This is a genomic window from Leptospira haakeii, from assembly GCF_002812045.1.
Classification (GTDB): domain Bacteria; phylum Spirochaetota; class Leptospiria; order Leptospirales; family Leptospiraceae; genus Leptospira_B; species Leptospira_B haakeii.
The window spans coordinates 1,058,901-1,073,305 of sequence record NZ_NPEG01000001.1; the positions used below are offsets into that span (position 1 = coordinate 1,058,901).

The following is a 14,405-nucleotide window of genomic DNA, read 5'->3' on the forward strand; positions in this document are numbered from 1 at the left end:
CCTAATGAATTTTCTCAGAACGATCTGGCGTATCATCCATAAACAAATCATCTTACCTTTCCAAGAATCTTATGCCCCTATTCACGAAGTTTGTTTAGGTACTACTATTGGCTTGATATGGTCCATGACTCCTCTCGTAGGAGTTCAAATGTATTTAGGATTAGGGACCTGGTTGATACTTCGATTATTCCGCATTCGTTTTTATCTTCCTATTGCAATTGCAATGATTTGGATTACTAATCCGGTTACGCTTCCGTTTTTCTATTCTCTATTCTATTGGATCGGAAAACAAGTTCTACTTTTACTTGGGATCCCTTTCCAACAGATCAGTTTCGACACGTTATTGGCCATTTCCAAAGAATCAGAATCTATGGATTTGATCAGTGGACTATATCATTGGACAATTTTCTTATTCGATAAGATGGGACTTCCTATGTTCGTAGGTGGATTTGCTTTCGGAATCCCTTTGGCTCTACTCGGTTATCCGATCACCTACCGTTTGCTAAATTCTTATAGAGAAAGAAGAGCAAATGAAGAGGGTATCAGCCTCCAGGAATGGGAACTAAAACATGTTAGAAAGGATGTGGGATTGTTCGCTGCCAAAACACCTTAGGTTTTGCCGTGTGTCGTTCGTTCCTTTCGATATATTTTTTCCAATTTAAACATAATTAGTTGTCCGAATTTCTTTTGGATCAGCATAGTATTTGTTACTCGAATACGATCCGGGAGAATATATATGATTCGTCGATCCTTGGCCTTTTTCTTTTTTATGGCCATCTTATGGAGCCTTCCTGCTTCTGCTCAAAAATTTGAAACAGATGAGGATTTAACTAAATGGATTAAATCCTTAAAGTATGAAACTAATCTAGTACCTCTTTCAAATAAGGATGGAAAACTGATCGCAAACATCCAAGTCCCGAAAGGTTATAAATATCTAAATCCAAAAGATAGTAAGATTGTATTGGAAGATGTTTGGGGAAATCCTCCTAGTGATCCGGGACTCGGAATTCTATTCATCGCCAGCGAAACACCATTGGATCTTGGATCTTATGCGATTACGATCGATTATGTGGAAGAAGGTCACGTAGATGATGAGGATTCCAAAGAGATCAAATACGACGAACTATTATCTGAGCTGCAAGAATCCGCAAAAGAAGAAAGTGAGCAAAGAAAAAAAGACGGATACTCTGGATTGGAATTAGTAGGTTGGGCTTCAGCTCCTTATTATGATTCCGCTGCTAAAAAATTGCATTGGGCGAAAGAATATAAATTCGAAGGAACTGAAACAAATACTCTTAATTATAATATTCGAGTTTTAGGAAGGACCGGTTATCTTCTACTCAATGTGCTCGGAGACATTTCTGTTTTGAAAAGAGTAGAAGGGGATGTGGGCAGAATTTTAAAGAGTGTGGAATTCTCCGAAGGAAATCGTTATGCTGATTACGATTCTAAAATAGACAACTTAGCTGCTTACGGGATCGGAGGTCTGATTGCAGGAGGGCTTCTGAAAAAAGCAGGATTATTTGCGGTGATTGGCGGATTCCTACTCAAAGGAGCAAAATTACTTATTCCTGCTGCGATCGGTCTGTTCTATGCAATCAGAAGATTCATTTTCGGAAAAGGAAAACCGGAAGATACTGCTTCCGGACCGGGTGACAAAGAAACCTAAACGATTCCTAAAAGTTTAGAAAGCGTTTCCGCATCGTATTGAGATTTGCCGGAACCGCTTTCTGCTTCTGAGATCAAAGAAACAATTTTACGATTGATTGCTGCCTTGTGACTGATCTCATCCGCTAAACTTACGATCTCTCCATTCAAATAAGAAATTTCAGTCGTTCTTCCATGATGTAGGTCTTCCCACATCGAGGATCTTGCTTCAGGATCAATTTTGACCATAGAAGAAGCCACTCTGAAAAATAGAAAATCAGGCAAACCTAAAATGATAGGTGCAAGCCAAGGAATCATTTTGCCGGCGCTTGCAGGCTGGATGCCGGAAAGTTTAAGTATTTCTAAACCTTCCAAGATCATGGAGGCTAAAATTTTTCTGTAAGTTCTTTGAGATAATTCTTCTCTTAGAGGAACACCGGCGAGTGCGTTTAAACTATTATTCAAATTGAACAGTAGTTTTCCCCAGAGCACGCCTTCCATGTTTTTATGTATGATAGAAGGTAAACCTGCTTTTCTCAAGGATGTATGGATCTTGTTCCCAAATTCATTTGATTTAATTACAAGTTCTCCGCTTGTCCCTTGGTGAAACTGTCCTTTTCCTTTTGCAACCACATTGAATGGAACCATACCAGGTAAATTCCTATCATTTAACTCATGTAATATGGAGGCTAACTCTTTTGAGTTTCGAACCCCATTCTGAAAACTAACCACTATAATTTTGGATAATTCTTCCGGCGAAAAAAGAGAACGAATGGATTTTCCCGCTTCTATCGTATCTTTACTTTTGACTGTGATCAAAAATACGTTAGAGTCTTTGGCTTCTTTTATATCCGTAACATAACGAACTTGGCTTGGAGCGAGCGTGAAAGAATTTCCCCTATAGTCGCTGATCCCTAAACCGAATAATTGGATCTCTTGTTTTAATCTTTCTCTACCTACGAATACTACAGGATATCCTGCTTTTACCAGATATGCTCCGATGTACGTTCCAATACTTCCGGAACCTATGATCGCAAATTTGGGGGAAAAACTCATAAGCGGAAAGAATGAAGAATATTAGAAAAATACCAACTAGAAAATCGATATTCTACACTTAGATTTGGGCATAAAAAAGCCGGGAGATTAACCCCGGCTTTTTCAGACTCAACGTTCGAAATTACTGGTTAGATTTCGCGTTGGAAGCCATTTTCAAGAAGTAACCTTCTACATCGTACCAAGGTTTTCCGGAATTCAGAGTGTTGGACGCTTGTAAATGGTCCACACCTGTAACGAAAAGTCCGTAATCAGGTCCACCATTGAAAGTTCCCCATTTCAAAGAAGTATAAGGAACAAGTCCGTCACAAGTTCCGCCTTGTCCATTGAACAATCCACCAGCAACACATGCAGGTTGGATGATTCCCATTAAAGGGTGTTGGATTAGGTCAGGAATAGTGATGTAAGATCCGTAAGAGAAATACTTAACGGAAGAAACGTTTGGAGTGCGAGTGTTGAAAGCCGCTGTTCCACTGGTAGTTAAAGAACCAAGTGCTGCAAGAGCGTCTTGGTTTCCGCCACCATATACTAATTGAACTACAGCTCCTAAGATACCGCTCACGAAAGGTTTGATCCAATCAGGAAGTACAGTAGTTACGATATCCGCAATTGGGGATCCTCTGTGAGGAGTGTTCAAAGTGGTTAAAGTAGAAACTTTAGAAGAAAGCCCTAGGTTGGAGATAGCATAGCGGCTATCCAATCCACCTTGAGAGTGGCCAAGGATATGCACTTTGCTAAAGCCGTTTGCAGCAATGTAAACAAGAACCTTGTCTTTTAGCTGAACACCGCGAGTCTCATTAGATTGAGCCGCAGTTTTAGTAGGAGCATATACTGTTGCACCTTGGGATGTCAGATAGGAATCCATTCCGCCCCAGTAGTTAACGATGCTGATGATGCCGGATGAATCAGTTCCCCAACCGAAAAGTCCGTGGGAAAGAATGATTGGATACGATCCAGCTAATGGTTTGGAGGAAGATCCTCCCCCTGAAGCGAACAACGTGCCGCTACACAAAAATAGGAGTAATACCGCTAATCCTAATTTACGCATTTGAGTTTACCTCTTCACTATTCTCTTGCTGTCTATATGGTCTCAGATTGAGATTCGCTTAGTTTTAACTTGTTCGCTTTTTTATCTGTATCACTCGGTACAAAACCGAGCTGTTGAAGATTAATTCCAGACTCAAAGCTGTCAAGATAAAACGTTCGAAAAAAGTGATGATAAAATAACGTTTGATATGCAACTTATTTCTTTTTATAACGGTCGGTTTTTTATAAATATTCCTTCAGGGATGAGCCGAGTGAAAAAGGTCACAAGTTGAAAAATCCGAATTTTCAAGGTTGACTAACGTCTTTCCGGGAGAAGAAGGACTGATTTGGAAATTTTTTTCTGACCAACCTATCATATTTTGAGTAACTGGCCCGGAGCTGTGCATAACTATTTGGCTGATATGACCGCCAACTTGATCGTGTTCTAATTTCATTAGACAGATTTTGGGGAAGGATTAGGGAAGAAGATTCGGTAAGCTGTAATGATTCAAGAGATCAACCTCGGCTTGGTTTTCCAGATTTTCAAGACTTGGGTGCATGGGCGAAGGTTCACATATGCACTAATAGCCAGAGTAAAGTATTGGTAGATCGATCTAATTTTATATGATTTTCTTTTTATGTAAACGATTGTTCATCTATATTCAAAAAATTTGAAAAAGATTGACTATCAATTATTATAAACTTTTGTAATGAAGCTCTGAGAGATATAATAGAGAAGAGGAATCATATGAAGTACGATGTTCTGATCAAGAATGGAAGAATATTCGATGGAGAAGGAAACGAATCATTTATCGGGGATGTCGCGGTCTCGGATGGGAAGATTGTCGAGATTTCTAAATCCATTTCAGGAGATGCAAAAAAAATCTATGATGCTAAGGGACTTTGGGTCACTCCGGGGTTTATAGATTTTCACACACATTATGATGCAGAAGTAGAAGCTTCTCCAGGACTAAAAGAATCTGTGATGCATGGAGTGACTACAATCACAATGGGAAGTTGTTCTCTCAGCCTATGCATCGGATCAGCAGAAGATCTTGCCGACATGTTCAGTAGGGTAGAAGCCATTCCGAGAGAACAGGTGCTTCCTTTATTGCAAAAAAAGAAAAATTGGGATTCGATGAAAGAATATGCAGAACATTTGAATTCTCTTCCGTTGGGTCCTAATGTTTCTACATTCTTGGGACATTCTGCAATCAGAGCTTATTCAATGGGATTAGAAAGATCTCTTTCTTACGGAGTCAAACCGACTGAGAAAGAAATGATGCAAATGGAAAAACTTCTGCAAGAAGCGATCGATTGTGGATACTTGGGGCTTTCTATCAATACTCTTACTTGGGATAAGATGGATGGTAGTCGTTTTAGAAGTAAGCCGCTTCCTTCTACATTTGCTAAATGGTCCGAGATTAGCAGATTAAATAAGATCGTTCGTAGAGAAGATAGGATCTTTCAGGGTGTGCCTAATGTTTCTACCAAATATAATGTTCTATTATTCTTTAAGGAAAGTTTAGGAATTTTTAGAAAGAAACTGAAGACCACGATCATTTCTCTTATGGATCCGAGATCGAATCGTTCTATTTACAAGTTGGTGGCATTTTTAACTCGGATTGTGAATACGATTTTGAAAGGAGATGTTCGTTTACAGGCTGTTCCCGCAATATTTGATCTTTACGCGGATGGAGTAGACGTTGTGGTCTTCGAGGAATTCGGTGCAGGGACTGCGGCTATACATTTAGCAGACCTTGCGGAAAGAAGGAAACTTCTACTCGATAAAGGATATAGAAGATGGTTTCGTAGGCAATGGACGAATTGGTTCTTACCTAGGGTATTCCATAGAGATTTCAACGAATCCAAAATTGTAGAATGTCCCGACCAAAAACTGGTTGGTAGGTCTTTCTCAAGCCTAGCGAAAGAAAGAAAACAACATGTGGTAGAAACATTTTTGGACCTATGTGCGGAGTATGGGAACGATATCCGTTGGTATACCGTAATTGGAAATGATCGAAAGGGTCCTTTAAAATATATAGTTAGTCACCCTGATATATTGATCGGATTCTCGGATGCAGGTGCTCACTTGAGAGGAATGGCGCATTATAATTTTCCATTACGTTTTTTGAAATTAGTAAGAGATGCAGAATTAGAAGGAAAACCTTTTCTTTCTGCTGAAAAGGCTGTATGGAGAGTTACGGGAGAGATTGCGGATTGGTTCGGTCTGGACACAGGAAAATTGAAAGTTGGCGCACAGGCGGATTTAGTTATTTTAAATCCGAACGGTTTGAACGAAAAAGTGGAAACCATCCAGGAAACCCCAATGCCCGAATTTGGTGGAATGGTCCGTTTAGTTCGCAGAAACGAAGAAGCAATCCGTGCAGTGTTAATTAACGGAAAAATTGCAGTGGAGAATGGGATCGTTCTTCCTGAGATCGGAAAAGAAAATGGATTCGGAAGATTTATGGCTTATAAGGAAAAAGATTATCTTTATAACTCTAAAAAAGAACCTAAACGAGTGCCTGCGTCTGTAGCTTAGCTATATTATAAAGGCGGAAGATATTAAGGAATTCTAACTACGATTTTTCCGAAATGTTTTCCGTCTTTGAGGTATTCTAACGCATCTTTGAATTCGGAAAGTTCGTAGATTTTATCTACTACGGGTTTCAATTTCCATTCTGCGATCGCCTTATTCATAGCAAGGAAACCTTCTCTATGGCCTACCACTATCCCTTGGACTTTGATTTGGTTCATAACTAATGGAAGAAGGTTCAAGTCCTTGATGGCTCCTGCTAAGATCCCGATCAAATGGATTGTGCCGAAAAGTTTAACTGCCTTAATGGATTGTTCTAAGGTTCCTGCTCCACCCACTTCTACGATATGATCTGCTCCTTCTCCGCCTGTTAATTCTCTGATCTTTTCTCCCCAAGAGGTAATAGTTCTATAATTGATTAGATGATCTGCGCCTAAGGATCTTCCTTTTTCCAGTTTTTCGTCGGAAGAAGAGGTAAGATAAACGGTAGCTCCAACCGCTTTAGCAAATTGTAATGCGAATAATGAGACTCCCCCGGTTCCCTGTATAACTACGGATTCTCCTTTTTTGAGTTGGTTCTCCACAAAAAAAGAAGACCAAGCGGTAAGTCCTGCGCAAGGAAGTGTGGCTGCTTCTTCAAAACTGAGATGAGAAGGCATTGGAATTACACCTGTAGCAGGAAGGATTGCGTATTGTCTTAAGGTTCCGTCTAAAGGACCACCTAATGTGGTTCTGAGTTCTTTTTTGTTTGCGTGTCCAGACAGCCAATAAGGTGCAAAGGTTGCGTTGATCTTATCTCCGATCTTGATACCCGTGACATTCTCTCCAATATCTACAATTTCTCCAGCGCCATCGCTGCAAGGAACCATTGGTACCGGAAAATTCGGATTGTACTTTCCTTGGACAACAAGATAGTCCCTGAAATTTAAGGAAGCTGCTCTAAAACGGACTAAAACTTCTCCTGGACCTGGTTTACCTGGATCAGGTAAATCGATTAGCGAAAGATTTTCTTTTCCGAAGGAGGAGAGTTGTACGGCTTTCATGATTGTATTTTAAGATTTTTGAATGGAGTTAAATAAGAAGGGCTCAGGTTTTAATCCTAAGCCCTTTGTTTCAGGTTATTTTTTACCTAATCCGAGCTTGTCCGCTCCGACTAAGATACTCATGTTTCCTGAAGGGTGTTTGTTTTCTTTCATCAGCTGGTGAGCTTGCGCAGTCTCTTCAAACTTGTAAGTGTGAGAGAGTGCAGGGTCCACTTTTTTATCGATTACTAGCTGGTTTAGACCGATAGCATTTTCGTCGTTTGCGAAGTGAGAACCTTGGAGACGTTTTTGACGCATCCATAGATATCTTAAATCAACAGTTGCGTTGTAACCGGTTGTTCCAGCGCAGATAACTACCATTCCTCCAGTTTCACAAACGAATACTGAAGTAGGGATAGTGGTTTCACCTGGATGTTCGAATACGATCTTAGGATTGTTTCCTTTTCCTGCGATGTCCCAGATAGCCTTTCCGAATTCTCTGGCTTGTTTGGTCCATTCTACGAATACTTCAGGCTTATTAATATCAGAAGTGAGAGCACCCCAATGTTTGAAGTTATTTCTGTTAATCACTCCGGCAGCGCCTAAGTTTTTACAGAACTCGATCTTATCATCGGAAGAAACTACTGCGATTGGAATTCCACCAGCTGCTTTAACAATCTGAATAGCCATGGCTCCTAAACCGCCTGCGCCTCCCCAGATAAGAACTACGTCTCCTGGTTTTACATCATTCGGTTTCCAGTGATGAAGCATTCTGTATGCGGTTGCTCCAACGAGCATATAAGCGGCTGCTTCTTCCCAAGAAAGGTGTTTTGGTTTAGGAAGGCATTGGTGGTCTTGGACTTTACAGAATTGTGCAAAGGAACCCCAGTTAGTTTCATATGCCCAAATCAATTGGGAAGGTGCAAACATAGGATCTTTCCCATCTTTGACCCAAGGATCGTTTTTGTCCCAAATACCGCAATGTAGGACTACTTCGTCTCCTACTTTCACGTTCTTAACTTCGGAACCTACTTTATATACGATCCCGGATGCGTCTGAACCACCGATGTGGAATTTTTCAGGTTCGCCTTTTTTGTTTCTCGCTCCGATCACATCGACCGGGAATCCGAGGCCAGCCCATACGTTATTATAATTGATTCCGGCCGCCATAACTGCAACCAGCACTTCGTCAGGTTTAATTTCAGGAACGTCGATCTCTTCGTGTTGGATAGACTTGATTGGATCTCCAAAACGCTCTGGTCGGATGACCTGTGCATGCATTTTTTTAGGGACCACTCCTAATGGAGGGAGTTGGCCGATTGGTACGATTTCAGGTGCGCTCATGGGGACCAGAAAACCTAACCGACCGAGGCTTACGAGAAAAAAAACAGTCCTAAACTTAGCTTTCGGGCTTAGTTAAGAAGGATATGATCAACCCTTTCTTCCAAACCTCGGACCCTTTCCTCAAAGAATCGCTCGGAAGAGATAGAAAGGATCAAACTATGTAGCAGATCCACAAGAAGGGAAAGTTTTAGTTCCGCATTTTTGGTAGGGGGATTACGATCCACAGCCGCATCCAATAACTTTCTATATTGGGCGCCGTAATGATTTGTGTATTCTTGGACTAGATTTTCAGGAGCAGAATATACTAAGCTGAATGGAAGTTTGGCTCTATCAGGGAATTGTCTCGCGATATCTGAAATTGCACGGAATACTGAGACAACTTCTTCTCTTAAACCTTTGTCTTTGATTAGTCTGCTTCGGATATCGTTCAATATCATCAAATGAGTGGCGACCAACGCTTTTCTGAAAAGGTTTTCTTTGGAATGGAAGTGATGGTAAATGCTAGGCTGCTCCAACCCGCATTCTCTGCTGATTTCTCTCAGAGAAGTTCCATGGAAACCTTTACGAGCAAAAGCTATCGCAGCGCCTTCTAAAATTCTCTCTCGAGAATTTCTGAAAACTCCGTTTGTGGGGTAGACAGGGCTACCGTCCTTCTTTTTCACCGATCCGACCTCTTTTAGGAGGATTCATTCGGCGATATTATTTTTTTGTTTGAAGATCGAAGATCTCGAAATCGCCGGATGATCTATCCTTTAGGATAGAAATTTCACTATATTAGCGAAGATATAACAAACGCCAGAATTCCGCAATTCATTAACTTAATGGCATTAGTTATTTAAGTCAAACTTGCCTGAATGATCGTCTTACCTGATTGTAATCAAGTTCAAAGGATCAGAACTCTTTTTTAAAAACTTCGAAGTAGTTGTTCAACTCACTTGTACCTGGAAGCCTTCCTTCGGCTCCTGGTTGTTTTTTACCGGGAGAACCGGGTTGGTTCAGGTTTTGATCTTTTTCTTCTCGTCCGAATGCAGCTGCGGGAGTGTATAATTGGCTGCCGAACAATAGTTCGAAGTTTGCAACGTTAGACTCTGATTCATCTAATCTGATCTCTACTAAGAAATGATTTTCTCCAAATCTTGCTTCCCATTCATATACAAAAGAAGGTTCTACAAATCCTGTAAACAATGGAGATAACTTTCTATCTTCGCTGTCAGATTGGAAGATATGAACCATAACGGATTGATCCGGATTTTCATGAGCGAGGCCCACTCCTAACTTGCGGACGATCTTTCTGTCTTTACCTTCAGGGAATTGAAGTTTGAAAGATACTGTGTTCCCTTTGAATACTGACCCAGTAAAATGCGATTTTCGATCTACAATATATCCTCTGTCTTTTAGAGAAACCTTAACTTCTTCTACTAACTTTTTGAATGTAGGAGGTCCTCCTGCTATGGACTCTTTCGAGTTAGCAGGTGGATTCGTAGGAGAAGTTTGGGAATATAGACCCGATTGGACAATTAAGAATAAAAACAAAATTAAGGGAAAGAATCCCATTCGGGGAAGTTCTAATAGAAAGGATCGCATGATTACTAACAGACTAACTCGGATCGAACTTTCTCGCCAGGTTTTTTCGAAAATAATTCGGAAAATAGAGGAGAATCTCTCGGGAAAAGTCAGAAAAAAACGATAAATTAATTATGCTCCCCTATTCTAAGACAAAACTCGGAGGAATCATGAAAACGAATCTGGGTATTCTTACCTTAGCTATTGTTTCGATTTCCATTCTATCTAACTGCGTTTCCCAATCCAAGTATGACGCCTTACAAGCAATGTACGATCAGAAAGCAAAGGATCTTTCTAACTTAGAAAAAGATAAGTCTTCTCTCCAAAGATCTGTAGAAGATATGAAAAGGATCCAGGAAGAAACAGAAAGAAGGATCGCTGACTATAGAAGCTTATTAGAAAGTTTTAAAGGAATGATCGATTCCGGAAAACTTAAGATCCGGATCGTAGATGGAAGAATGGTAGTAATACTTTCTTCTGATATATTATTCCCTCCTGGCTCTTCAAGCTTATCATCCAAAGGAACGGATGCAATTAAAGAAGTCACAGGGATCTTGTCTTCTCTTCATGGAAGGAGATTCCAAGTAGAAGGTCATACGGATGATGTACCTACCGGTATTAAGGGATTTTCTAACTGGGAACTTGCATCAGCAAGGGCTTTGACTGTATTGCACACGATGGTGAAATCCGGAATGCCGGAAGAAAGGATCAGTGCAGCTTCTATGGGATCTTCTCGTCCTTCTGTCCCGAATACAAGCGTGGAGAATAGAACCGCGAATCGAAGGATAGAAATTGTAATTGTTCCTGACTTATCTAATTTACCTGGAATTGAAGAATTACGTAAATTGAGCGAATAGACCAAGCCTAGGATTCGCTTGGCGAATTCTAGCACCTTATAAACTATGGTCCTATCCCCTCTTTTAATAAGATTCCTTCGGTGTTTAGGTAGGTTGTATGCTCAGCGTTTCTGGTTTATCTCTGAATTTCGGAAAGAAAATTCTTTTTGAAAACGTTACTGTTAAATTTAAGGAAAGCTGCAGATACGGTCTGATCGGAGCCAACGGTTCCGGTAAATCCACCTTTATGAAAATCCTTGCTGGAATGGAACAGGCTGCTGCCGGTTCCGTTGCTATTGACGTAGGAGTGAAGGTCGGTTACTTAAAACAGGACCATTACGAATACGAAAACGAAACAGTATTAAATACTGTGATGATGGGGAATAAAGAACTTTGGACAATCGCCAAAGAAAGAGACGAAATTTATTCCAAACCTGAAATGTCCGATGAGGACGGGATCCGAGTTTCTGAATTAGAGGAAGCTTTCGGAGAAATGGGTGGTTATGAAGCAGAAAGTGTCGCTGGAGAATTATTAGAAGGTTTAGGAATTCCTACAAACATTCATGGCCAGACACTTTCGTTTTTAACAGGTGGTTTTAAACTTAGAGTATTGCTTGCTCAAGTCCTATTCCAAAAACCGGATGTTTTACTTTTGGATGAGCCTACCAACCACTTGGATATCAAGACGATTCACTGGTTGGAATCCTTCCTATTAAATTATAAGGGAGTAGTTATTGTAATCTCCCACGACCGTCACTTCATCAACTCGGTTGCTTCTCATATCTGTGACTTAGATTACCAAACGATGACCGTTTATCCTGGGAACTATGACGAGTATATGGAAGCTTCTCAAGCTGCCAGGGAAAGAGCTCAGTCTGATAATAAAAGATCAAAAGAAAAAATTGCTGAATTACAAGAATTCGTAAGTAGATTCAGCGCTAACGCTGCAAAATCTAAACAGGCTACCTCTCGCCAAAAGATGATCGAGAAGATCAAAGATAATATGACGGAGATTAGACCATCTTCCAGATTATTTCCATATATAGTTTTTAAGATGAAAAGAGTTCTTGGTAAGGATGTGATCCTTGCGGACAATATCACCAAGGCTTACGAAGACAGAACTATTTTTAAAGATTTTACGATCAATATTACCAAAGGAGAGAAGATTGCGATCATCGGAACTAACGGTGTCGGAAAAACTACTCTCTTAAAAACTCTAATGAAACAGATCGAACCTGATGTGGGAGCGGTTGCATTCGGAGATTCCGTTGAGCCATCTATCTTTCCCCAAGATCATAGAGAAGGGATCGGCGAAGACGCTGACTCCATTATAGAATGGTTATATAGATATGCACCTCCTGGCACCGAAATGGAAGAGATCCGAGCTATTTTAGGAAGAATGCTCTTCAGCGGGGACATGGCCAAAAAACCAACCCAGGTACTTTCCGGAGGAGAAAAATCGAGGATCATTTTAGGAAAGATGATCATGGCTCAGGACAATCTCCTGGCCTTGGACGAACCTACAAACCACTTGGATTTGGAATCCATCGAATCCTTGAACTATGCATTGACTAAGTTCGAAGGAACCATCTTATTCGTTTCTCACGATAGAGAGTTCATAAGTTCGATTGCCACCCGAGTTCTGGAAGTTACCACAGAAGGTATCAGAGACTTCAAAGGGACTTATGAAGACTTCTTAGAAAGAGAAGGACAAGAATTCTACAAACGTCTGGCGGGTGGACCTGTTCTTACGGAAGCTGAGTAAGATATCTATCCAGAAGTTTCATTAGTATCGGCATAAAAACGGTTATAGAAACTCCAGTTGCTAAGATCCATTTTGTTTGAATGGATATCAACTGGTGGATTTTAGCGATTTCTTTATAAATTCCTAAAAATCCCGAATGCATTTCTTCTTTTAATTCTAATTTCATTTCCGTCATTTCCGTTCTGAGCTCGAATTTACAAACTGCGATCTCGGATTTGATCTCTGATCTGACCGCTGCAAATTCAGATCTGACTTCCGTTTTAAATCCTTCGAATTCAGAGCGGAAGATCGCAAATTCCGTTTTAAGATTCGTAAGTTCGCCTTTTAGACTAGTAGAAGTTTGGTCGGTACTATTTTTAAATTCAGACAGCTCAGTTTTAATCTTTCCGACTTCTTCAGTAAGTCTTTTCTCGAATTGGTTACTTGATTCTTCCAAAAGTATCTTGCTCCCTAAATTCCAATTGAAATTTACAAAATCTAAAAATTCATCCCTTCCTTTCGGACCTAAAATATCCTCTAATCTAGCGGGAACTTTCTTATAGATTGGTACCTTCATTTTAACCTCCGATGGTTGTTTGGCAACTCGTTCTTCAGTTTCAGGTAGTCAGTTATGCTGAATGGTTACGTTTTTTGCTAAAATTTTGCGGAATATCTATTCGGAATATATATTCAGTTTTTTGAATATGTTTTAAGATATTTTACTAACTCATCTAAAGCCTTCTTTCGATGAGAAACTGAATTCTTTTTCTCATCTGAGACTTGGGAAAAATGAGCGGAGAAGGGCGGGTAATAAAAAATAGGATCGTATCCGAACCCATTTCCACTGGTATCATAAATATCGGAGATCAATCCAGGGCATTCTCCTTCGAAAGTAAACTCTCCTTCCGAAGTGACTAACGCGATTACGCAAACATACTTCGCGTTCCGGTTTTTTTCTCCTTTCATTTTTTCCAGTAGAAGTCTGGCTCTTCCCTCATCGTCTAAACCTTCTCCACCAAAACGAGCAGAATAAACCCCAGGATCTCCGCCTAGGGCTTCTACACAAATGCCTGAATCGTCCGCTAAGGAAGGAAGTTTAGAAATAGAGAATAATTCCCTGGCTTTGAGAAGAGCGTTCTCAGTAAAAGTTTTACCGGTTTCTTCCGGACCGAAATCGATCTCTAACTCCTTCGGGGTGGATAATGTAAACCCTAAAGGAGAAAGGATGGCTCGAATTTCGCGAACTTTATGGGAATTGTTGGAAGCTATAGAAAGGGATTTCAATTTCCCAATTTGAACTCGTCAAAAGCATCTTCTATGGTAGGAAGAACTTTGAACACTTTGTCCAACATTGTGATCTCGAATAATTGGAGAAGATCATCGTCGTTCACTACGATGATGATATCACCTTCTGCTGAGTTGAACTTTTTTTTGTAGGAGACTAGGATCCCCAACGCAGTTGAGCAAATATGACTCACCTCTGTAAGATCGATTATGATCTTAGGAGAAGGTTCGAAATTATGGTCGCTCAGGTTGCGGTCCAGTTCCTCGCTGTCGGATTGCAGAATGGATCCGGAAATTTTGATGATGTGGATGTCGCCTTGAACCGTTATTTCCATGTGGGTAACGAA

General features: G+C 40.4%; 14 protein-coding genes. 5 read left to right on the forward strand and 9 right to left on the reverse strand.

Annotation, left to right across the window (positions count from 1 at the left end; translation table 11 throughout):
• Positions 1-4 precede the first annotated feature (4 nt).
• Positions 5-613: a DUF2062 domain-containing protein gene (locus tag CH377_RS05010; RefSeq protein ID WP_100722672.1), complete on the forward strand. Its 609-nt coding sequence runs from the start codon at positions 5-7 to the stop codon at positions 611-613.
• Positions 614-736: 123 nt separating this feature from the next.
• Complete coding sequence (locus CH377_RS05015) at positions 737-1,669, forward strand: DUF2167 domain-containing protein (RefSeq protein WP_100722673.1); 933 nt, start codon at positions 737-739, stop codon at positions 1,667-1,669.
• Here CH377_RS05015 and CH377_RS05020 read toward each other — a convergent pair.
• A complete protein-coding gene (locus CH377_RS05020) occupies positions 1,666-2,703 on the reverse strand; it encodes a 2-dehydropantoate 2-reductase (protein ID WP_100722674.1) in 1,038 nt (345 codons plus the stop codon). The two genes, CH377_RS05015 and CH377_RS05020, sit on opposite strands and share 4 nt — an antisense overlap.
• Positions 2,704-2,824: 121 nt before the next feature.
• Positions 2,825-3,748, reverse strand: coding sequence for a lipase family alpha/beta hydrolase (locus tag CH377_RS05025; RefSeq protein ID WP_100722675.1), 924 nt, complete (start codon positions 3,746-3,748; stop codon positions 2,825-2,827).
• Between the two features lie 726 nt (positions 3,749-4,474).
• Here CH377_RS05025 and CH377_RS05035 point away from each other — a divergent pair.
• Positions 4,475-6,271 (forward strand): N-acyl-D-amino-acid deacylase family protein, encoded by a 1,797-nt coding sequence (locus CH377_RS05035; RefSeq protein WP_100722677.1) that lies wholly within the window; start codon positions 4,475-4,477, stop codon positions 6,269-6,271.
• 23 nt (positions 6,272-6,294) lie between these two features.
• Here the strand turns inward: CH377_RS05035 and CH377_RS05040 are convergent, their stop codons facing one another.
• The 4 genes from CH377_RS05040 to CH377_RS05055 all read right to left on the reverse strand — a co-directional run bounded on the left by CH377_RS05040 (position 6,295) and on the right by CH377_RS05055 (position 10,215).
• The gene (locus CH377_RS05040) at positions 6,295-7,308 is read right to left on the reverse strand and encodes a zinc-dependent alcohol dehydrogenase family protein (protein WP_100722678.1); all 1,014 of its coding nucleotides are present in this window, start codon (positions 7,306-7,308) and stop codon (positions 6,295-6,297) included.
• Between the two features lie 75 nt (positions 7,309-7,383).
• The gene (gene ccrA, locus CH377_RS05045) at positions 7,384-8,631 is read right to left on the reverse strand and encodes a crotonyl-CoA carboxylase/reductase (RefSeq protein ID WP_100722679.1); all 1,248 of its coding nucleotides are present in this window, start codon (positions 8,629-8,631) and stop codon (positions 7,384-7,386) included.
• 68 nt (positions 8,632-8,699) lie between these two features.
• Positions 8,700-9,293 carry a TetR/AcrR family transcriptional regulator gene (locus tag CH377_RS05050; RefSeq protein ID WP_100722680.1) on the reverse strand — a complete coding sequence of 198 codons (594 nt, stop codon included), beginning with the start codon at positions 9,291-9,293 and terminating at the stop codon, positions 8,700-8,702.
• A 229-nt stretch (positions 9,294-9,522) separates the two neighbouring features.
• On the reverse strand, positions 9,523-10,215 hold the full coding sequence (locus tag CH377_RS05055) for a hypothetical protein (RefSeq protein WP_100722681.1): 693 nt from the start codon (positions 10,213-10,215) through the stop codon (positions 9,523-9,525).
• 149 nt (positions 10,216-10,364) lie between these two features.
• On the opposite strand from CH377_RS05055, the gene CH377_RS05060 reads away from it, so the two are divergent.
• Together CH377_RS05060 and CH377_RS05065 are read left to right on the forward strand one after the other, a co-directional pair.
• The gene (locus CH377_RS05060; protein ID WP_165780479.1) at positions 10,365-11,051 is read left to right on the forward strand and encodes an OmpA/MotB family protein; all 687 of its coding nucleotides are present in this window, start codon (positions 10,365-10,367) and stop codon (positions 11,049-11,051) included.
• Positions 11,052-11,148: 97 nt separating this feature from the next.
• The gene (locus tag CH377_RS05065) at positions 11,149-12,795 is read left to right on the forward strand and encodes an ATP-binding cassette domain-containing protein (protein WP_100722683.1); all 1,647 of its coding nucleotides are present in this window, start codon (positions 11,149-11,151) and stop codon (positions 12,793-12,795) included.
• Here the strand turns inward: CH377_RS05065 and CH377_RS05070 are convergent.
• The 3 genes from CH377_RS05070 to CH377_RS05080 all read right to left on the reverse strand — a co-directional run bounded on the left by CH377_RS05070 (position 12,779) and on the right by CH377_RS05080 (position 14,393).
• Positions 12,779-13,351, reverse strand: a complete 573-nt coding sequence (locus tag CH377_RS05070; protein WP_100722684.1) for an LA_3696 family protein — start codon at positions 13,349-13,351, stop codon at positions 12,779-12,781. The two genes, CH377_RS05065 and CH377_RS05070, sit on opposite strands and share 17 nt — an antisense overlap.
• Before the next feature lie 113 nt (positions 13,352-13,464).
• Complete coding sequence (gene rdgB, locus CH377_RS05075; protein ID WP_100722685.1) at positions 13,465-14,058, reverse strand: RdgB/HAM1 family non-canonical purine NTP pyrophosphatase; 594 nt, start codon at positions 14,056-14,058, stop codon at positions 13,465-13,467.
• Positions 14,055-14,393, reverse strand: coding sequence for an STAS domain-containing protein (locus CH377_RS05080; protein WP_010514772.1), 339 nt, complete (start codon positions 14,391-14,393; stop codon positions 14,055-14,057). Before CH377_RS05080 ends, rdgB begins: the two co-directional genes overlap by 4 nt.
• Between the last annotated feature and the right edge of the window lie 12 nt (positions 14,394-14,405).